The following is a 21917-nucleotide window of genomic DNA, read 5'->3' as shown; positions in this document are numbered from 1 at the left end:
CATCATAATTCGAAAGAGTTATTGAAAAAGCCTCTTTAGCTCAGCTGGTAGAGCAACTGACTTGTAATCAGTAGGTCATTGGTTCGATTCCGATAAGAGGCTCACAAAGGTTAATCTTCAAAAAAGATTAACCTTTTTTTATTAAAAAGATTAATTAAACCATAAGGGGGATCAAGGATCAAGACCAAAAGTTGTGGATCTGTTTAAAGTTTAGGGATCAATACCAAAAGTTTAGAGCTTTTCTTTCAGTTGGATGGTAAACTGTACGCTTAAAAGTATCTCCCAACAATTCCGTATAATCCGGTTTTGTACCTTCAGACAGCTAAATCCTTCAGTATCTTCAATCAAAAGTCTTTAGAAGTCCATGCAAGTCCTTAAAAGTCCATAGAAGTGCCAACAATATTCGGTACTTATTCGTATCTACTACGATACATCTACAGTTGTGTCTTACCCGACCTGTGATAGTTGTAAGGTCTCCATTCCATATATCTTCAAGAACAAGGCAGGTAAAATTCTTTTCCCAATCCAAGCGTGGTCAAGTCAGTTTTGAACCCCTTTCAGAACCAACCTGAACAATAACTGAAACCTACTTAAAAAACAGTTGATTGACAGTTGTTCTAAACTCATCCTATAGGCGTACTGCAGATAGCCATTAAGGTATACACGCATTGGCTTAACATGCTTAACCTACAGTTTATCTATGCTAAGCATCTGCTATGATGGTTCTTCTCGAAGAAACGCTTTTACAACGCCTAGCATATGCTTTATCCCTGCTTAATCCACACTTCATCCGTGGCTCAGGAGTATAATCTTACAAGTAATAATCAACTTGATTGGTACAATCATGGATTTTAAACTCAGCTAAAATCCATTAATGATTGAAGAAGACAGAAGATCTATTGGATGCCCTTTTCTCAGATAGCTATATTTTTTATCAAAAATGAGAAAAAGCGTTAAAGATTGTATGATTTATAAAGTTACTTGATCAACACCTTGCAAGTTTTTTCGAGATATCTGAAATTAGAATAGTACCTCATAGAGAATAAATAAAGATGGAACAACCTCAGCCGTTCCATCTCTACTTGTATACTAATTTACCAAAGAGGATCTTGTGGAATATTTAAACTCTTTTGGTTTTAAATGGAACTCCTGCCTGTTGCTTATCAGTTACTGAAGATATTGTAAGTATAAAAGGTTTTAAGCCCAATTCAGGTGAATTATATGAATTTATAGGAGACATAGAATTTTTTGGGATAAGGTGTAAACATAGAACCCTGGTGCCGCACCTAACTTTGCGCTAACGAGAAGGGCTTTACGTTATGGCGGATTTTAACATGCAAAAATTCAATAGAAGTACTTATGTGCTATCATATTGCCAAACCTATATTGTACGTTCGCAGATGTAACTTACTTCATTTCCAATTTCACACTTGCTTTTGTTTGGTCGTAGTATAAATGTAATGCTACAGGTTTTGCACCTGCCGGAATTGTGAATTTATCAAAATCGGAAAGTTTACTTGATTCTGGTTCTGCATTGACAAAAATTGAATTCGGTGCAATTTTATTTCCATTGTCTAATTCAAGTCTAAAATCTGTTGTGGGAATTCCTACAGCAGTGCCACCGATTGCATTTTTATTTGTTAATTCTATTTTATAGCTCAGTTCTATACCTGCGGAAGTTCCGTCTGGATTGGATAGTTCGATTGCTTTCAACTCTTTTATTCTGATGAATGCCTCTTTGTTTTTTCCTAATGATACGCTGTCGGGCAATGCCGTTAATTGATACGTTTTAGGTTCAGCTCCAGAAGTTTTAGGTTCAGCTCCAGAATTTATATCGGTAGTGCTATCCTTTGTCTGCGGTACAGTTGCTGTTTGGTTTTCTTGTTCTTTCTTTTTGTCTTTACAAGAGTAAAAAATAGTTATTACTGACAGCATTAAAATTGCGATAGTGTTTTTTTTCATTTTATTGTTTATTTATAATTTAATATTTTATACGGTTTTTGCAATAACGCATAAACGTTTCGAATATTGCCGAAGGTGGGAATTTTTGTTAAAAAAGTTCAATTTAAGCGCAGAAGCTGAATTTTACACTTCACCCCTCTGGTTTAAGTGTTTCGCAGGGTTACTTAAATCCTCTTTTGAAAACCAAGGTCTCCAGACCGAGATATAACACTAGATGTACATTTTATCTATAAGCTCACTTCTTTGCTTTTTTATCCTATACCTTTCAGATAGTTAATCAAATCAGTTTCCGAGTCCAAGGCAAACTTTTGCTTTAATCTGTATTTTGTCATCCTTACACTTTTAGCCTCTATGTTCAATATAGAAGCAATCTGTTTGGTGTCCAATCCAAGATATAAATATGCGCAGTACTTTTGGTCCAGCGAAGTCAGTTTCTGGATAGCTTTTTCGTTCAGGTTTTTGAAAAAGTTGGGGTGTATTTCCTGTATCTGGTATTTTGCCTTTTCAAATTCGTTGTCGGTACGGGTTTCTTCCCGCAGTATCTGTTGAATATTTATCGGTTCTTCATTAGCTAGTTTTTCTTGTAGCTGCAACAAAATATTGTTCTTATGCTCTAACTGTAAATGATTGGCCATAACCTCGTCATTTAGCTTTTGCTGTTTCAGGGTTAGTAGTTCCTGTTCGACTTTTAGCCGTGCCTGTTCTTCCTGTTCATACAGCACTTGCATAGCTGCTTCATTCCTTTCTGCTGTTGCCTGTTTCTCTCTTGCTATCGAATACCTGAGATTTAAGTGGTAAGATCGGAACACGAAAAATGTACCCGTTAAACCGATTCCGATTAGGGCGAGTAGAAGATAATTCTGTCTTTTTCGGCTTTCCGCCTTTTCCTGGAGGGAAGTGATCTCCTTTTCCTTCTTACCGAATTCAAATTGCGCTTCGAGCCTTTTGGTGGTAGATGCCGACTGTTTATCAAAGAGTAGACCATTGTATTCAGCCATTTTTTGCTGGTATTTCAGTGCATTTTTGTAATCTCCTTTTTTTGTATGGAGGCTCACCAGCGAGTTAAGCACATTTATCAGGGTATGATAGTAGGGTTTTTTCCTTTGTAACTGTAGTTGATATGCTTTGGAAAGGTAACTTTCGGCAGCCGTGAGATCGTTATCCGCCATGCTCAACTCGCTGAGCATACCATAGGCACTGGAGATGACATCATTGTCAGCTGGGGCAACCTCTAAAGCCTGATTGACGTTATCCCGAATTTTCTGCTTTATCAGCGGATCATTGGTGTTGTAGTACAGCAGATAATAGCTTGCTTTATTAATAAGGCAATTCGCATAGGTGTTTTTCATGACCTTCCCCGGATGCTGCTTATAAAGACTGATGACATCGTCCAAAGGTTGCATGATGCTATCGAGGTATTTTTTTTCATTTGTCAGTTCATAACGGAAGGAGTACACAACCGAGATGGCAGAATATACATTTGCCAAGAGGTTCTTATTCCCCGATTTCTGGGCATACAATAATGCGGTTTGGATATACTTTCTAGATTTTTCCATATCGTTCCATTCTGTGTATATGCCATATAGTTGATAGTAGATCTTACAGACAAGCTGTGGTTCCTTATCCTTGTCTGGAATGTTAGCCAGTGACTGTTGAAGAAATTTCAATGTACTTTCCCTGTCAAAAAGTACACTATGGAGCACTGCGGAAGCATAATGGGCATAGGCCATTGCTAGTGTGTTTTTCTGTTTTTTGGCAGACCTGTACGCTTTATCAATATATTCTTTTGAGCGTTCGAAATCCTCTCTATTGGTATATACATTTGACAAAATAGCATCAGCTTTGGTAACGCCAATGTTGTTTTCCGAAATTTCCAAAGATGTTCTTAGACTCTGCTCTGCCAGTTTTATTGCAGCTTCATCCTGTTCATCGGTACGGTACCAGTCTGCAAGCTGCTGCTGTAGATCAACAGTTTTTTCTTTTTCCGTACTTTTTGCGATTAACATCTGAAGACTATCCATATAGCTTTGTTGTGCCGAACTCAACGTACTGCCCCCAACAAGCCAAACTACTATAAGTATAAATCTCCTCATATTGCAAATGTACAAAAGCTGTAAACGGCATTATATACTCAGGTATCAAAATATTGCTTTAAGTTTAATTTTTAAATAACTGAAAATTAAACATTTAAATTCATTGTAGTTGTTTTGTAGTAGATCCATATTTTCATTGTAGCTAGTTTGACGTTACCAAAAAGTTGCAATACAGATACTTGGGGAATATTATTGTCCAATAAAATTTCACAGTATCAAAATCAAAAAAATGAACAACAAAACATTATCGATCGTATCCTACATCACCCTTATTGGATGGTTAATCGCTTATTTTAGTGGTAAAGAAAATGCAGACAGTCTTTTAAAATATCATTTAAAACAATCGTTTGGATTAATGATTGTAAGTGTCATTTTCAACTTAGCCCTAACCGTTTTGATAAACGTTATACCAGCTTTATCCATATTAAGCTTTGTCGGTTTAGTTTTCCTTGTGTTGTTGATTATCGGAATTATTAATGCCGCCAACGAAGTGCAAAAGCCTTTACCAATCTTAGGTAAAATGTTTGAAAACAGGTTTGATTTTATCGGTTAATGGTAATAATACAATCACTATGAACAAAAAACTTAATTATTACCAAGAGATCAGTACTGATGTTTACAAAAGAAAAAACCAGGATATGCAGCATATCATTATGACGGCAATTTTACTGGGTGCTGGTGCTGTTTTCTTTATTATAAAAGGACCGCAATCAGGAGCCTATGTTTTCGCTGGAATTATGTTTCTTTTCGCATGTGGATTTATTGCTAAGATAGGCAGTACGGTTGTCATTGATCTGAACAGGAAGACAATCATCCAGAAATCGGGACTGTTTTCATCCAAGCAGACGATAGCGTTTGGAGATATACAAAATTTTTCCATCAGTAACAAGATTTATGCAATCTTGTTGATTTCATCGGCATATGCGATTATTGAGCATTCAAAAAAACAGGATGGTATCCTTTTAGGGCAGAGTTTGATGAACACCAAAGTTACGGAAGCGTTACTTTTAGAAACCGAGACGTTACTTGGCAGAAGATGAGGGTGCAACTGATGCATTGGCAGGGCGGCGACCTTGTTTTGACACCGAACCGTTGTTATAGCAAAAAAACGAAAGTCTTTTTCTTTGTGGGCTTACTGCTGCTTGTGCTAGCTTTTTACCTGTCTATAAGGGTCGGTGATTTCTGGCAGATGCCCTTAATTGTGGGCGGATGCCTTGCCATCTCTACAACGGTGTATTACCTGTTGGCTGTACGAAAGCAAATCTGCATTCCTAAAGATGGAAGCATGATCAACGTGCAAACCGTTTTTGGAAAAAGACAAATCTGGAATAAACAGGAAGTAGAAATCGTTGGCAGGTCAGCAAATTATAAGCAGTTCGTGGCTATCGCTCATAAAAGCAATCCATGCGGGAGAGCCTATCAAATTAATCCTTACCTAACCAAACGGAGAATAACAGCACTTTTGAAGAGGAAATTCTACCCATTATAATTAATCAATTAAACTCAAAAAGATAATGCAATACATAAGTCTCATACGGGAGGGAAATGGTTACAGGATAAAAAATGTGGTCTCCCCGGCTCATGTCATCTTCGTTATATGGCTACTTGTAGGCATTGGTGTATTTGTTTACAGCAGCTACACCAAAACGGGGTTATCTGTTATCGCTTTTACCCTGTTAGTTTTGATATTGATGATATTGAGATCGTCTAAAACTAGGATAATACCCGATGAAAAAATCATCAAAATTGATACCGGAATACGAGGAAAAGAGCCTATACAATACAGCTTTTCAGACTTTATAAGCTTTGAGTTGGAGACAGTGTATTATTTGCGCATTCCATTAAATACAGAACTTTATGGGCGGTTTAGTGCTGACAGGAAAACCAACCGTCATCTCTTGGGACAATCTTTTGGCAAAGGGGGAATGCAACAACTGAGCAATGAATTAGAAGAATTTCTTAAATCATGAGAAAATTTGATAAAACAAGCGTTTCCGATTTTTTTTCACCCGTAAGAAACAGTACGATATTATACAATCAAATATTTTCCGTCGTCAATCTTTTTGGAAAAGCAGGGATGGAGGATAAATACATAAAATAAAGATTCATTATTGGATAGACTTCTATATGGCTCAATATAAAAATGGGAACTTTTCGCAGCAGTATGACATGTAGGCTGGCAATCCGAATTGAATACCATCATAGGAAAGGGCTGGAACTATTGTAACTGCTAGCAAAAGAATTTATGGAAAGAGATTATTTCGCCCCAATCGAACAAGATATGATTAAAAATATGTTTTCGGAACTGGAAAAATTTAAAGAACAAAAAAATTAACAATAAAATTAGAAATATGAAAAAAGCAATTGGTGTTATCCTAATCCTTATTGGGGTTTTATTAGCGATTATCCTTAAAATGGGCCCTGCTAAGGAAACCAAGTTTTTGTTTACTTATGGCGACTGGCCTCTGATCATTGGTGCATTAGCAATACTTATACCCGGCCTTATTATTTATAACAAAAACAGGTAAATGAAAAAGCTCATAATCCATTTAACTTTTGAGTTTATGTTAATAATTGTAACCGAATTAAATAAAATGCTAAAGCAATCTAATTTTTAGCGATGTAAGCTTCAATTTTCTTCTGGATTTCATTACTGAAATAATAGTAACCGTGCTCACCGTTTGCTTCTACATAATCTTCCAAGTGCAATTTATCTGCCAACTCAATTCCTTCTTTTTCAATAAGGTACACATCATCTCCGAAAAAACCATAGCCAATACCGCTGTATGAAATTACTGGTATTATTTCATCAAACTCTAGTTTAGTTATTTCCTGCCCAGTCAAATCTATAACCCCCCATTTATTTTGCTCCTGTATGGCAAAAAACTCTTTACTTAATGCTTTAAAGTCCTGGTATTTAATATCACAAATCCAGGTTTCGAAATTTGCTATCAAAAAATAAAGTCCGCATAAATTATCTTTAACTATTTTATAAATGTAATAGCGTCCCAACTCTTCTTCTGCTTGTATATTTTTGAAAAATATACTTGGCAAAACATCTAAAATTGTAGTTATTTCTACTATTTCATCATATTCAAAATCTAAAATCAAACCATTTTTACTATGATACAAACCTAGTTTTTTATTTTTTCTTATAATTAGAAAATTGGTTTCGGTTACTATAATTTTCTCAAAATTATCTACTAAAACTTCGCCAGTATTTGCCAATAACAAATTTGTATTTTGATACTTATGGTTAGTTACTAAATAATGAATTGGCTGCAAACTATAATCTAAAATTGGAGATATAAATTTGGTAGAAAACTTGCCTAGAAAATTAAAACTATCAGAATAAATCCATTGAGCGCCTCTTCCATTTTCCTTTACATAATACATTTTATCCCACTGGTCTCCTTCAAATTCGTTATCAAAATCGAATGGGAGAATTAAAGAGTCGTCCAAATTTATAACACCAAATTTACCTTTTAATTTTGCACAATAAAAGGAGCCAGGTGAACCGATTGGTGACAAATTCTCATATTTAGCAGGTAATTTTATTTTACCATCTGCGAAAATTAAACCATATTTTTCATTTTGCTTGATAACTGCATAACCTCCTTCAAAATCGTAAGCATCATCATACAATAATGGAATAACAATTTTACCTTTTTTGTTGATGTATCCATACTTACCAGCTTTAGAAACTACAGCTAAAGTACCATCCTCAAAACCATAGAATTCATCATAAAAAGGCATAATTAAAACCTCACCATTAGCTGACTTTAAACCCCAAAGTTTGTTTACTTCGTAAATTTCAACATCATTGCATTGGCTGCTATCTTCTTCATCCAAATCGAAAATATGACCTAAACCAAAATTATAGTCGGGATAGTTTAATAACTCTTTAAAACTGTTAAATCCTAAAGTTGCATCTCTGTTAAAGTGTTTGAAATCTAAAAAAGATGTATCGTTATTTTCTATAGCATTTTTAATTGCGTCATTGTTTTGTTTAATGCTGACCAATAATTGCTCCGTTTGACTTTCATGTCCTTCCTCACTCATATTAAAAACATCCCAGGCATCTACATGAAAATAGGGGTGTATAAGTCTTGCCAAATAAGTAAATAATTTTTCTTTAGCACTGAGGAAAGCATCTACATCGTCTATCAATTCATCTTGGTGTTGTTCTATAAAATTGTAGAAAAGTTTAATTTCTGCCAATCCTGATTTTGCATCGAAATATAACCCGTAATTCTCGGGCTCAGTATGGGTATTGTAAATATTACCTGTAATAAATGCATCGCCAAAAAATAAAGGTTGTAAAAGCAATGGAACTTCGTAACCCCATTCTACAAACATAACATCTGTTTCTTGAGCTTCAGCTATTTTTTCAACATTATATATATAAACTCTGTGTGACATTTAATTAATCTATAATTTTAAAATGAAAATCTAAATCTTTTTAAATTAATGCATTATTTTATTACCTCCAACACTTCACGACTTTATATTTAGTGGGGCTCGAAGTACAAAAGCTGATATTATTACTACTGTTCAATTGAAAAACAACCATTGAATTTTGCATTTAAGCCTGCCTGAGGCAAAACACCCATGTAAAAGTGATAATCCCGTTGCATCAAAAAAAGATATGGCTTAGCGTTGACTAAGCTGCAAAACAATTGATGTATGGAAATAGAAACTACTGCTTTACCGAAATTATACATTGGTATCGACATTCACAACAAAAGCTGGTCCCCTCTGGTTTAAGTGTTCCGCAGGGTTAATCAATCCCTCTTTTGAAAACCAAGGTGTTCAGACTGAAATACAACATTAAATGTACATTATTGGTACAAGCTTACTTCTTCGCTCATATTACTCCAGACTTTTTACGGTTTCCCATGAATTTAGCACGCTATGAATTGTAATAATAGATAAACCAAAAAAGGATTCCACATCATGATACGGAATCCCTTTTTCTCCTTTATAAAAAGAATGATTAAAAGTTTGGTTTTAATAAATACTTATTATAGAATCTGAAGATATGATCTGCAGCCTCTTCCGCTGTATCAACAACTCGGAATAATTTTAAATCCTCTTCACTGATATACTTATCACCTAACATCGTATTTTGAATCCAATCCAACAACCCACCCCAATAGGCTGTACCTACCAGTACAATTGGGAAACGCGCAATTTTACCCGTTTGGATCAAGGTAATTGCCTCAAATAATTCATCCATAGTACCAAATCCCCCAGGCATGACAATATAACCCTGTGAGTATTTCATGAACATCACTTTCCGAACAAAGAAATAGTTAAACTCCAATAGCTTATCCCGATCAATATATCTATTGTGAAATTGTTCAAAAGGCAATTCAATATTCAAACCCACAGATTTACCCCCAGATTCATAAGCCCCTTTATTAGCAGCCTCCATAATACCGGGACCACCACCAGATATGATACCATATCCTCTTGCGGTTAATAGACTAGCTACGTCTACAGCCATTTGATAATATTTATGATCTTGTGGAGTTCGGGCAGAACCAAATATGGATACACACGGACCTATCTTTGCTAATTTCTCAAACCCATCCACAAACTCGGACATGATTTTAAATATCTGCCACGAATCCTTTACTTTTATCTCTTGCCAAGTTTTGTTCTCAAAGGCACTTCTTATTTTGTCGTCTTTTGTAATATCCATTCGTTAAAATTCATATAAAAAATCTTCCCCATTTATTTCGGGGAATACAAGATAAGGATTATTTTTAAATTGAGATATTCTTAGTCTATTATTATTAAATTTGCGACATGAATTTTTCTTCTAAATTATTAGAAAACGCTGTAGCTGAGTTTGGACGTTTACCTGGTGTTGGTCAAAAAACAGCATTGCGACTTGTTTTGCATTTGTTAAAGCAGCCAGATGCTGAGGTTGCACGCTTTACAGGAACCATTAATCAACTGAAAGAAGAAATAAAATACTGTCGAATCTGCTTTAATATTTCTGATTTCACGGAATGTGAAATTTGTACATCCAAAAAAAGAGATCACTCCATAATATGTGTTGTTGAAGATACTCGAGATGTCATGGCCATTGAAAATACCAATTCTTATCAAGGAAGTTACCATGTGCTAGGCGGATTGATTTCCCCTATGGATGGCGTTGGACCTTCAGATTTAAAGATCGAAGGACTAGTCGATCGTATCAGAAATCAAGAAATCAAAGAGGTGATATTAGCTTTAAGCGCGACTATGGAAGGAGATACAACGATCTTTTATTTGTATAGAAAATTAAAAGAATTTAATATTCAGATCACAACGATCGCAAGAGGGATTGCTTTTGGCGGAGAATTAGAATATGTAGATGAGTTGACACTCGGTAGATCTATTGCGACACGAACATTATATGAACGACATACGATGTAAAATATAGGTCAGTTCTAATGTTTGTAAAAGCTTTGTTACCCAACAAGGCTTTTTTTTGGTCTCAAATGTATTGAAAAATCGTAATTTAACAGATTATTAAATCTAAATACAACCAAAAATCTTATTTATACCAATTACTATGAAAGAAAAAAACAGCTCCAGAAGAGATTTTCTAAAAAAATCCATCACAGGAGCAGCTGCATTCACAATTGTTCCCAGATTTGTATTAGGAGGGCAAGGATATTTGGCTCCTAGTGATCATTTAACAAAAGGAATCATTGGAGTCGGATCAATGGGACGTGGTCACTTTGGATACGCAGGAACCAAGACAGTTGCTATATGTGATGTGGATACAAGGCATTTAGCGATCGCTCAAAAAACGTTAGGGGGAGGGGTTACGGAGTATCATGATTTTCGTGATTTAATAAAATCTCCTGAAGTAGATATTGTACATATTGCTACTCCTCCACATTGGCATGGTTTGATGTCTTTAGAAGCTGCACGCGCAGGTAAAGATATCTGGTGTGAGAAACCAATGACCCGTACGATTGGAGAAGGTAAAAAAGTAAAAGAGGCCATCGCTCAACATGGCAATATATTTCGATTAAACACCTGGTTTCGTTTTGATGCTAATTTTTACGGAATGAATGTTCCAGTGAAAAAAATTAAAAAATTAGTAGATACAGGTATGTTAGGCTGGCCATTGAAAGTGACGATCAGTAAGCATACTGGTTTTGATTGGAAATTTTATTGGGTAGGAAAAGAAAATCTTCCAGTAGAACCAGTCCCTGCAGAATTGGATTACGAAATGTGGTTAGGACCAGCTCCTTATAAACCTTATAGTACACATCGTGTTCACACCACTTTCAGAGGATATTGGGATTATGATGGAGGAGGATTAGGAGATATGGGACAACATTATTTAGATCCTGTTCAATACTTCTTAGGAAAAGATGGTGAAAGCCCTGTTCAGGTAGAAGTAGATGCTCCTCAACAACATAGCGATGCGGTAGGCACTTGGAGAAGAATTACCTATACCTATGCCGATGGTTGCCAAATCATTCTAGATGGAGAAGGTAAAGATGAAGGTATGGCTTATGTAGAAGGACCAAAGGGTAAACTGTATAAAGGCTTTGTTTCCGATATCCCAGATCTAGAAAGAAAATTAGGACAATATCCAGAACCTGCTCCACAAATTACAGATTTCTTAGAGTCCGTACGTACACGAGAGAAATTTGCATTAAATGAGATAAACGGATATCGTTCATGTACATTGGTGAATATGGGCTTAATCGCTGTACGTTTAAATCGCTCATTAAAATTTGATTCTACAAAAGAAGAGTTTATTAATGATGAAGCAGCAAACCGTTTAATTTATCAACCAATGCGTGGCTCTTGGTCTATGTAATTTCCTAATCTATCTAAAATGAAAAAAGTTTTTAATACAATATCTGTTTTATTATTGCTTCAAGTTGCTGCATATGCACAACAACCTCAAAATAGGACGACAGCAACCAAAATTGCAGATGTACTCGGGCAACAACCAGCCAATGAAAAGGTCAAGTTTTTATATGCAATGAACGAACTAGAAGGATTCACTTCTAGCGATGTTGTTGCTTTGTTAAGTCGATTAAAACCGCAAGGACAAAATAATGCAGAGGTTGAATATGCGACAAATAGCTATTCATTCTTTGTGAACCAACCTGGAAAAGAAAAACAAAAAGAAGTGTATGTGCAAGGTCTATTGGAAGCCTTAAGCACAGTGGAGGAAAACACAAACCAGGCTTTTATTCTCCGTCTATTACGCCAATGTGCTGGCAATTCTGCTGTAGCAAAAGTTGCAACTTATTTGAATAATTCTTATTTGGCAGACGGTGCAGCTCGTACGTTGGTTACTATTCATAGCCAAGAGGCTAGTGATGCATTATTGAATGGTTTAGCAAATACGTCTGATGAAAAATCTGCTATAGCGGTAGTAACAGCATTAGGGGATGTTAAAAATCAAGCTGCTGAACAGCCAATTATTGCTTTACTGGATAAGTACAAATCAGACATCTTCAAGCGAACAGCATTAATCGCTTTGAGCAAAATTGGTGGCACAGCGGCATTACCTATTTTTGAGAAAGAACTAAAGGCAGCCAATTACAGTTATGACAATTTAAATGGCATTGGTTTAGGATTGGATTATGCAGAATCTTTAATCGATAACAAGAAAAACACAGAAGCGATCGCGTATTTAAATAGCTTGTTTGCTGAGGCATCTAAATTAAAAGCGATAAACGCACAAGTTGGATCTTTAACATTATTGACAGCATTGGATGCTAAAAAACAAAAGAAAAATTTGTTATTGGCAGTTCAAAATGAAAATAATACCTATCGTCATGTAGCCTTAGGTTTATTACAAAAGTATGGTGATGCCAACGATACGAAAAAACTATTAGGGTTAGCGGCGAAATCAAGCCCTGCAGTTCAAGAATCTTTATTGAATTACATTGCACAGAACGGTTCGATCAACCAATTGAAAGCGATTGAAAAACTTGTTGGTAAATCGACAGATACACATGCGAAACTAGCGGGATTGTCAGCAATCAATTTATTGTCAAAAGGTGCAGAATCAAAGTCGTTGATTTCAAACTTATCTACTGACGATCAATTGAATCAATCCATCAAAGCCTTATTGCTAAGTTCGAAAAATGAAAATACCATTGATGAAGTTAATAATGCATTAGCAAATGTGGATGATGCGAAGAAAATTCAGTTATTGGATATCTTAAGCGTTCGATCAAATAGTAATTCTTCACAAGCAGTGTTGGGATTGAAGAGTTCGAATGCTGAGGTGAATAAAGCAATTAACAATGCACTACCAAATGTAGCGCAGGAAAAAGATTTGGATGTACTCATTAATTTATTAGGAACAGCAGATGAAGCATCCAGTAAGAATTTGGAAACGGCAATTGCGAATGTTATCCAATCGAGTCCCAATAAAGAACAACATATTACCAAATTAGCAGCGAATATTTCGCGATCAGCGGCTCCAAGTGCAACAAAATATTTCCCCATATTTGCTCGATTAGGTGATCAAACATCGCTGACAGCCGTTAGCAATTACTTGAAATCGGATAATCCTGCACTTAAAGAGGCTGCTATTGCTGCTATCGCGGATTGGTCAACACCTTTAGCGTTGAATGAGTTGATTCAGCTATCAAGAGCTGATTTATCTGCTGATTTAAATCAACAGGTATTTTCTGGTTTAGTGAAGAATATCAATAAATCAACAGAAACAAATGATCAAAAAACACTTTTATTAAAAGATGCTTTTGCAGTTGCTAAAAGTAGCAATCAGAAAAAATCTGTATTGGCTTCTTTACAATCGACAGGTACTTATCAAGCGCTGATATTTGCAAGTCAATACATGAAAGATGCGGATTTAAAAGGAGCTGCTGTAAACACAGCGATGAATATTGCCTTAGAGGACAAAAGTTTTGTGGGGGCAGAAGTTCGTAATGTCTTAAACGAAGTTATTGGCAACTTGAGTGGCAGTGAAAGTTCTTACTTAAAAGAAGCTGTTATTAAGCATCTTGCGGAGATGCCAAAATCAGAAGGATTTGTGAGTCTATTCAATGGTCAGGATTTGACAGGATGGAAAGGCTTAGTTGCCAATCCGATCAAAAGAGGTCAAATGTCGCCGAAGGAATTAGCTGCTGCTCAGGTGAAAGCTGATGAACAAATGCGTCAAGGATGGTCTGCCCAAAATGGAGAATTGGTTTTCAATGGTAAAGGAGATAACATCGCCACCATTAAACAATATGGCGATTTCGAGATGTTAGTGGATTGGAAGTTGGATAAAAATGGAACAGACGGAGATGCAGGTATTTATCTTCGCGGTACACCACAGGTGCAGATCTGGGATATCGCAAGAGTAAAAGATGGTGCTCAAGTGGGATCTGGAGGTTTATATAATAACCAAAAAGCAACATCTAAACCTTTGTTAGTGGCTGATAATCCATTGGGCGAGTGGAATACCTTTAGAATTAAAATGGTTGACGACAAAGTCACAGTTTATCTAAATGGTAAATTAGTAACCGATCAGGTTCCATTAGAAAATTATTGGGATCGTAACCAATCTATTTTTCCAACAGAACAAATCGAATTACAGGCGCATGGTACGGTGGTGTATTATAGAGATATTTATTTAAAAGAACTGGCGAGAAAGCAAGTATTTCAATTAAGCGACGCAGAAAAAAAAGAAGGCTTTGAAATGTTGTTTGATGGAACAAATTTAGATAAATGGACAAAATCTGATGGTTATGTTATCAATGACGAAGGATTGTTATGGGTATATCCAAATGCTAAATTTGGTGGTAATCTGTATACCAAAGAAGAGTATAGTGATTTTGTATACCGATTTGATTTCAAATTAACGGATGGAGCAAATAATGGAGTAGGGGTTAGAGCTCCGTTAGAAGGAGATGCAGCCTATGAGGGAATGGAAATTCAAGTGTTGGATAACACGGCAGATATCTATAAAGATTTAAAACCCTATCAATACCATGGTTCTGTCTATGGTGTTGTGACTGCAAAAAAAGGACAGTTGAAACCTGTAGGTGAGTGGAATACGGAAGAAATTATTGTCAAAGGAAACCGCGTTAAAGTGACACTGAATGGCGTCGTTATTGTCGATGCAGATATTGCTGAAGCGAGTAAAAACGGTACCCTGGATGGTAAAGATCACCCTGGTTTAAAACGTACTTCTGGACATATTGCTTTCCTAGGTCATGGTTCCGAGGTATTCTTTAAAAATATAAGAGTGAAAAAATTGAAATAATAATCAGTTATTTTTAATAAAGAAGCTCCCAGTTACTTCACATGTAATTGGGAGCTTTTTGTTATAACCTGCTAATGAGTAGCCGCTTTTGAAAAAACATTCATGATGATTACTCCCAAAACGATTAGGGTTATTCCAATTACAGCTGGAAGATCCAAGGATTGTTTGAATATAATCACAGATATGGCTGTCGTCAATACGATACCCAAGCCTCCCCAAATCGCATACGCAACACTTAATGGAATAAATCTAAGCGCTAATGAAAGAAAATAAAAACAAATAATAAAAGAGATAATGGTGACGACAGATGGAATAAGTTTTGAAAATCCATTGGATACCTTCAAAAAACTACTGCCTAATAATTCAAATGCGATTGCTAAACCTAAAAATAAATATTTCATTTGCGTCTTTTATTAATGTTGTTATTAATTGTACAAAGAAACATTCAATTTGATTTGATTTTTTTGATATATGTCAAAATCATCTATTTTTTTCGAATTCGACTTAAGGTTTCTTGAGCAATACCAAGATAGGATGCGATATGTCCTAAAGAAATCCGTTGAGCAGCCTTTGGTTCGTTTTTTAACAGCGTATGGTAGCGTTCTTCTGCCGATTCTGTTTGTAAAGAAATAACTCGTTCCTCCAATATCTTACAATACTCTTCTGCTAATTTTCTTCCTATAACCTCCATTTGATGATATTTTTGATACAGTTCATTCATATCTTCTCTTGAAATGTAGTAAATAGATGAATCTTCTAAAAATTGGATATTCTCTAAAGAGGGAAGGTTGAAAAATAAAGGAATTACAGATCCCAAAATCATGTTTTCAAGACCAAACCATACTGTGATTTCTCGATCATCTTTTTTGTAAAATGCACGTACCAGTCCTTCTTCGATGACGAATAGGTTGGAAACAATTTGACCTTGTTTTAAGAAAAAATCACCTTTTTGCTTGGTTATGTGTTTTGTTTTTTTTAGCAATTCTTCTTCAAGGTCTAGAGTAAGGCTTCCATATTTTTTTAATTGCTGCAGTAAAACGTTCATCAGGTTATCTAGTTTTGTGTGGTTTTGAATACGCTATCCAATTGCAGTAGCGGCCTTATTTATTCAACAATTGTTCTGAAAGTCAAATTTATTCTTGGAGAATTGACTTTTTTAGTTGGTGGAAGTCGGTGCAACCAGTGAGTCTGTGTCGCATCTTTCATTATTAATAGACTTCCATGTGCTAAAGTCAGCTCTACTTTTTCCTTTGTTTGTTTATGCTTAAAAGCAAATTTACGCTCCGCTCCAAAACTCAATGAGCCTATAGCACCATTTTTCTTGAGATCTTTTTCTCCATCACTGTGCCAAGCCATTCCTTCATCGCCAGTATGATATAAGTTGAGTAAGCAAGAGTTAAATGTTTCACCTGTTTCTTTTTCAACTAGATTTTTCAGTTCCAACAACTCTTTCGACCAAGGTAATGCCTGTTTAGTGGTGTTGGAATAGGTATATTCAAAAGACTTTTCACCATACCAAGCAACTTTTCTTTTGGTCAATATTTTCTTTCCAAAGATAATTGCTTCATCGTTACGCCAGTCAATCTTGTCTAAGAGTTTTTGAAAATATAAATCAGCTGTTTCTGATGGCAATATTTTGCCATAATAGTATACAGTTCCATCTTGGGGAAGCCAGTTTTTTTTATGATCAATAAGATCTTCAAACAATTTCATATTTCCTCCACATTTTTATTATAAGTACTATATCTTAAATGCATGAAGTATTTCTAAAATTCGAGATTTGATTGCGCACTTTCCCAACCAATAATAGCTGTTTTTCTCGTTGGTCCCCACATATATCCCCCAGTAATACCTGTAGACTGAATAACACGATGACATGGAATAAGAAAAGCAACAGGATTACTACCAATAGCCGTTCCTACAGCTCGAGAAGCTTTCGGATTACCGATCTGATTGGCAATATTACCATAGGTAGCAAGTTTTCCCATCGGTATTTTTAGCAAGCTTTCCCAGACTTTCAATTGGAAATCTGTACCCTTTAAATGCAGTTTTATATCCGATAATTGATTCCAGTCATTTTGAAAAATAAATAAAGCATTTTCTTGTAAGCGATCTAACTTACTGTGAAATGTCGCATTTGGAAACTTACTCTTGAGATCGTTCAATGCTTTTATTTCATCTCCTTCGAAGGCAATATAGCAGATTCCTTTAGCAGTAGAAGCAATGATGATCTCACCAAACGGACTATTCGCAAAACTATAATTGATCGAGAGAGATTGACCGCCATTTTTATATTCAGCAGGAGTCATTCCTTCAATATTAATGAATAGATCGTGAAGTCGGCTTGTACTGGAAAGACCAGTTTCATAAGCCATATCAAATAAAGTGATTTGATTGTTTTCAGTCAACATTTTTTTTGCATGTTCAACACTGATGTATTGCAAAAATTTTTTAGGACTTGTACCTGCCCATTCTGTAAAGAGCCGCTGAAAATGTGATGGACTTAAATGTATTTTACCTGCTACCTCATCTAAGTTTGGCTGTCCCTTGAAATGCTGTTGTATATATTCGATTGCCTTTGCAATGCGATTGTAATTAAGACTTGCTTGCGTTTCCATTTTATTCTAATTTATATTCAAAGTTCAACATGATTTTATTTTTATAAAATCCGAAACGTGCTGAATTGATTTTTTTGTTCTAAAGTATACGCTTTGGTTCTTTCTAATCAGAAATTATTTCATACTCGTATTGAAACAACGTGTTTTTACAATTCGATTTAAAAAAGAAATGAATGCATTCTTTTACTAGAACTCAACAACGTGAAGCTATTATGCTATTCAAATATAAATCAAATGCGTGAATTTAAAAATTTAGTCCCGCATTGGTCAGCTGTTATTACTGCTGATGGATATTGTACGCTAAAAATTAGCTTATTTATCAACTCCTAATTATCGGTCTTGTTTACGGATTTCCATAAATCTGAATGATTATGCTACACTATTTTTGACAATTATCCACTAACAATGATTTTACGACACTATCCACGATAAGTTGTCCTATAATTCCATGCTAACTATAGGTTTGGATTAACTAGGGAAGATGCTAATCCAATAACTTTTTGCTTTATTCTTAAGGTGTAGTTCATGTTGTTATGTGTATTAATAAAAATAAACTGATTTGTAATAATTATAATATCTTAAAAATATTTTATATTTTTAAGATATTATCAAAGAGAGAGAAGTCGTTACGCTAATTTTATGAAAAGAAAGTGCCATTATAGAAATATTCTTGTTTTTTTAACACGAATTCAGTCTGGGTTAAAATTTAGAGTTAAAATTTTTCAGGCAATACTTGTATTCTTATTTGTCAACATGGGCTTTACGCTCCAGTCATATTCGCAACAATTAACCACGTTTAGTGGTGAAGCAGAATATAACATATCGCCCATTAATGTTATACCGAACTCACCAGATGTGACTTCATGGATTCAAAATGTTCATACGGAAGTATCACTATCAACTGGAACAGTGAATTATAAAATTCCTATTTATAAGTTTTTAAATAAAAAAATAAATTTACCCATTGAAATTTCTTATAATTCTAATGGAATCAAAGTCTCTCAACTGTCTTCCATTGTCGGACTGGGCTGGAACATGAATGTAGGAGGATTTATATCCAGAAGTATAGAAGGGCAGGCAGATGAGATGACCGGTTATGCAGTTCCACCAGCTGGGACAGATTATGAAAGTGTAGATTGGCAAAATTATATTGCAGGAATGGCTAGTGGATATGGAGATAATATGCCTGATCGATATACCTATTCAATAGAAGGTATAAATGGAACATTCATCATTGAAAATCTCGCAATAAAAAAACTAGAAGATAATAATTTAAAGATAGAAGGAGATGTACTGGAAGGATTTATACTCGTTGGTCCCTCTGGAAATAAATATTATTATCAAGTGATTGAAAATACGAAGTCTGTTAATTCATGTAATCCTACAAATAAGTTATTCAACCCTACATCTTATATGCTGAGCAGGATTGTAGATGTTTCCGGAAAGGAAATACACTTTCAGTATACTGCTGTTTCTTATTCATTCCAAGGAAATGTCGTGCAGACCGGCACAAAATTAATATCTAAAGATCCGGCACTCGAACAAACTAGTATTGTCCCTGAACACTATCCGATGAGTTCTTGTATCACCACCAATGTTGTCAATGGTTTTGTCCTGAGTGGTATTACGAGTACAGAAGGTGAACAATTAATTTTTAATTATATAGACAGACAGGATATAGTCGGCAATAAACAGCTTGCAGAAATTCAGATTAAAAGCGGAACTGAAATTTTAAAAAGGATAAAATTTTATTGTTCCTATATAACTCCTTCATCTGAATTCAGTTCCACTTATTCACCAACTAATGACAAAAGAATGTTCCTGGATTCATTAGACTTTTTAGATGGCCAAAATTCTAATCCTGAGCGATATAGATTTTCTTACGAGCGGAAGGATAAAATCTGTGCCACTGCTTCATTTTCGCAGGATCATTTAGGTTATTTTAATGGCCGGAAAAATACAACCCTGATTCCTAATCAGGACAATCAGCATATTGCTTCTCAATGGGGAATCCCCCAATTTGGGAATAGAATCCCCCAATTTAACTACGCGGTCATCGGTCAACTAAATAAAATCCAGTTTCCTGCAGGAGGGGTTGACAGCATTGTCTATGAACCCCACTATGTCTATTCTCATAAAAGTGATGCATGTACACCTCTGCAATTGATTTCTCTGTCTGGAGAATCGGAATTCAAACAAACTGCTACTTATCAGGGTACGTTAAGTGTACAGGCTAATTTACAAGACTTAAAAGTTCATTATGCCTGTACTCCGGTCGGAGATATTGAATACGACCGGGAATACTACAGTGTCAGCTTGACCATTAGAGATATGAATAACGTCGTTAGATTTTCGGAAGCAGCCTGGAAAGGAGATATCAAAGATGCGCAATTAAGTTTAGCCGCAGGCACCTATTCTGTTGTATTGACCATTAAGGGGGCATGCTGGGGAAATGCTGAGTTTTCAGGATGTATGCCACCTGCTCCGACACCAGAAGGCTTTAAAAATGAGATCGGAGGAGTGCGGGTAAAGGGGATTTATCATAATGATAAGGGAAATGTCAAAGAATCCAAAACCTATGAATATGGGGATTACGGAGGTGCTTCTATAGTCGCCAATCCTTTACCATTTTACCAAAATATTTTTATCAGGTATTTTTATTATAATGCGGGGACGCAATATTATTTTCCAGCCCAATTTATGGAACTTACCTCTTTTAGTTTTTATGATTATCCGCAATATTCCGGTAGTTACATCAGCTATTCTCGCGTTAAAGAAAATTTTGTTAGACAGGGTGAAAACGGAAGGATAGAACACAAATACAATGTATCTCTCGATCAGCCTGCACAGATTGCTTTAGGTAACCCGATACCAAATGTTGCCTTATCAAATTTTGGACTGCATACAGGTCTGGAATATTATACGGGTACGTTTGATGCCAACGACAAATTAATAGAGGAGAAATTCTATTACTATAATCATGTTGCTTCTCAAACAAAATCCAAAGATTATTATATCTTTTCCAATAGATCTTCTACGGTTGTACGGAATACTTACAATAAAATTATGAATGTAGATGTGAATAAATACACGTTGTTCAGCAAATGGAATGTACTGGATTCAGTGACAACTAAAACATATTTTGATAACCAATCCAAAGTATCAACGGAACGTGTCTCCTACAGCTATCTGAACGTGAATCATAAACTACCTTCTCAGATAACGAAAACAGATAGTAAAAATGAGGTTTCTCAAACATATTATTTATATCCTCAGGATTATGCTACAGGTAATGCTATTTTAGATACTATGATTTCCAATAACATTTTGGTCGCTCCGGTAGAGATCGTCTATGGAAAGATAAAAAGTGGAACCTTAAATGTTTTAGCTGGAAAATATACAAGTTATTTAGCTGGAGGGAAAGGAGAAGTGGATAAAAATTATCAATTCGAAAGTGCTTTGCCAATTAGTCTTGCCGGTTTTAAATTTAGCAATAAAAACTTAGGGGTTTTACCATTTACAGGAGCTTCCAATCTTCCTGTTATGGATAGTAAGTATAAGATAGCTCAAATTTTTAGCCGATATGATGGATATGGTAATCCCGTTGAAATACAATCTACTGAAAAATCTCCTCCAATCATTTATCTCTGGGGTTATGGGGGTAAATACCCGATAGCGGAGATCAAGAATGCAACCTATGCGGAAGTATTGGCGGTACTGGGTCAGACCACTATTAATAATCTCAACGCATTGACTGTTTCGGAAGCAACAATCAATACAGCCATGAATACATTGCGTACGCATGCCAGTCTTTCTAAAGCCATGGTGACCAGTTATACCTATAAACCTCTGGTGGGAATGACCAGCAAGACCGATGCACGAGTGGTTACCGAGTATTACGAATATGATGGTATGCAACGCCTGAAAACTGTTCTTGACCAGTTCAAGTACATCAACACAGCCATCGATTACCATTATAAGGCCAATTAA

17 protein-coding genes and 1 tRNA gene are annotated in these 21917 nt (G+C 35.5%); 10 read left to right on the top strand and 8 right to left on the bottom strand.

Annotated features, from left to right (window positions below):
- Positions 1-29 precede the first annotated feature (29 nt).
- Positions 30-102 (top strand) — tRNA-Thr (locus LZQ00_RS09375).
- 1305 nt (positions 103-1407) lie between these two features.
- Here the strand turns inward: LZQ00_RS09375 and LZQ00_RS09370 are convergent.
- Positions 1408-1962 (bottom strand): hypothetical protein, encoded by a 555-nt coding sequence (locus tag LZQ00_RS09370; protein WP_234508975.1) that lies wholly within the window; start codon positions 1960-1962, stop codon positions 1408-1410.
- 251 nt (positions 1963-2213) lie between these two features.
- Positions 2214-4055 carry a helix-turn-helix transcriptional regulator gene (locus tag LZQ00_RS09365; RefSeq protein WP_234508974.1) on the bottom strand — a complete coding sequence of 614 codons (1842 nt, stop codon included), beginning with the start codon at positions 4053-4055 and terminating at the stop codon, positions 2214-2216.
- 229 nt (positions 4056-4284) lie between these two features.
- Between LZQ00_RS09365 and LZQ00_RS09360 the strand changes: the two genes are divergently transcribed.
- The 5 genes from LZQ00_RS09360 (at position 4285) to LZQ00_RS09340 (ending at position 6583) form a co-directional block, all read left to right on the top strand.
- Complete coding sequence (locus LZQ00_RS09360) at positions 4285-4608, top strand: DUF4870 domain-containing protein (RefSeq protein ID WP_234508973.1); 324 nt, start codon at positions 4285-4287, stop codon at positions 4606-4608.
- A 19-nt stretch (positions 4609-4627) separates the two neighbouring features.
- Positions 4628-5095 carry a hypothetical protein gene (locus tag LZQ00_RS09355; RefSeq protein ID WP_234508972.1) on the top strand — a complete coding sequence of 156 codons (468 nt, stop codon included), beginning with the start codon at positions 4628-4630 and terminating at the stop codon, positions 5093-5095.
- An 11-nt stretch (positions 5096-5106) separates the two neighbouring features.
- Positions 5107-5544 carry a hypothetical protein gene (locus tag LZQ00_RS09350; RefSeq protein WP_234508971.1) on the top strand — a complete coding sequence of 146 codons (438 nt, stop codon included), beginning with the start codon at positions 5107-5109 and terminating at the stop codon, positions 5542-5544.
- A gap of 25 nt (positions 5545-5569) precedes the next feature.
- On the top strand, positions 5570-6025 hold the full coding sequence (locus LZQ00_RS09345) for a hypothetical protein (RefSeq protein WP_234508970.1): 456 nt from the start codon (positions 5570-5572) through the stop codon (positions 6023-6025).
- 381 nt (positions 6026-6406) lie between these two features.
- Positions 6407-6583, top strand: a complete 177-nt coding sequence (locus tag LZQ00_RS09340) for a hypothetical protein (RefSeq protein WP_234508969.1) — start codon at positions 6407-6409, stop codon at positions 6581-6583.
- 79 nt (positions 6584-6662) lie between these two features.
- On the opposite strand, the gene LZQ00_RS09335 is transcribed toward LZQ00_RS09340, so the two are convergent.
- Positions 6663-8477: a WG repeat-containing protein gene (locus LZQ00_RS09335; RefSeq protein ID WP_234508968.1), complete on the bottom strand. Its 1815-nt coding sequence runs from the start codon at positions 8475-8477 to the stop codon at positions 6663-6665.
- A gap of 574 nt (positions 8478-9051) precedes the next feature.
- Positions 9052-9756 (bottom strand): TIGR00730 family Rossman fold protein, encoded by a 705-nt coding sequence (locus LZQ00_RS09330; RefSeq protein ID WP_234514803.1) that lies wholly within the window; start codon positions 9754-9756, stop codon positions 9052-9054.
- Between the two features lie 113 nt (positions 9757-9869).
- Between LZQ00_RS09330 and recR the strand changes: the two genes are divergently transcribed.
- The 3 genes from recR to LZQ00_RS09315 all read left to right on the top strand — a co-directional run bounded on the left by recR (position 9870) and on the right by LZQ00_RS09315 (position 15309).
- The gene (gene recR, locus LZQ00_RS09325; protein ID WP_234508967.1) at positions 9870-10484 is read left to right on the top strand and encodes a recombination mediator RecR; all 615 of its coding nucleotides are present in this window, start codon (positions 9870-9872) and stop codon (positions 10482-10484) included.
- A gap of 139 nt (positions 10485-10623) precedes the next feature.
- Complete coding sequence (locus LZQ00_RS09320) at positions 10624-11892, top strand: Gfo/Idh/MocA family oxidoreductase (protein ID WP_234508966.1); 1269 nt, start codon at positions 10624-10626, stop codon at positions 11890-11892.
- 18 nt (positions 11893-11910) lie between these two features.
- Complete coding sequence (locus tag LZQ00_RS09315; protein ID WP_234514779.1) at positions 11911-15309, top strand: DUF1080 domain-containing protein; 3399 nt, start codon at positions 11911-11913, stop codon at positions 15307-15309.
- Between the two features lie 71 nt (positions 15310-15380).
- Here LZQ00_RS09315 and LZQ00_RS09310 read toward each other — a convergent pair whose 3' ends face one another.
- The 4 genes from LZQ00_RS09310 to LZQ00_RS09295 all read right to left on the bottom strand — a co-directional run bounded on the left by LZQ00_RS09310 (position 15381) and on the right by LZQ00_RS09295 (position 17927).
- Entirely contained in the window at positions 15381-15710 is a 330-nt protein-coding gene (locus tag LZQ00_RS09310; RefSeq protein WP_234514778.1) for a DMT family transporter, read from the bottom strand.
- An 83-nt stretch (positions 15711-15793) separates the two neighbouring features.
- The gene (locus LZQ00_RS09305) at positions 15794-16354 is read right to left on the bottom strand and encodes a Crp/Fnr family transcriptional regulator (RefSeq protein WP_234514777.1); all 561 of its coding nucleotides are present in this window, start codon (positions 16352-16354) and stop codon (positions 15794-15796) included.
- Positions 16355-16413: 59 nt separating this feature from the next.
- A complete protein-coding gene (locus tag LZQ00_RS09300; protein WP_234514776.1) occupies positions 16414-17022 on the bottom strand; it encodes an alpha-ketoglutarate-dependent dioxygenase AlkB family protein in 609 nt (202 codons plus the stop codon).
- Between the two features lie 53 nt (positions 17023-17075).
- Entirely contained in the window at positions 17076-17927 is an 852-nt protein-coding gene (locus LZQ00_RS09295; protein WP_234514775.1) for a bifunctional helix-turn-helix domain-containing protein/methylated-DNA--[protein]-cysteine S-methyltransferase, read from the bottom strand.
- A gap of 753 nt (positions 17928-18680) precedes the next feature.
- Between LZQ00_RS09295 and LZQ00_RS09290 the strand changes: the two genes are divergently transcribed.
- Entirely contained in the window at positions 18681-21917 is a 3237-nt protein-coding gene (locus LZQ00_RS09290; RefSeq protein WP_234514774.1) for a hypothetical protein, read from the top strand.

The sequence above is a fragment of the Sphingobacterium sp. SRCM116780 genome, from assembly GCF_021442025.1.
Lineage (GTDB): Bacteria > Bacteroidota > Bacteroidia > Sphingobacteriales > Sphingobacteriaceae > Sphingobacterium.
This window is presented reverse-complemented; position numbering and strand designations above follow the sequence as displayed.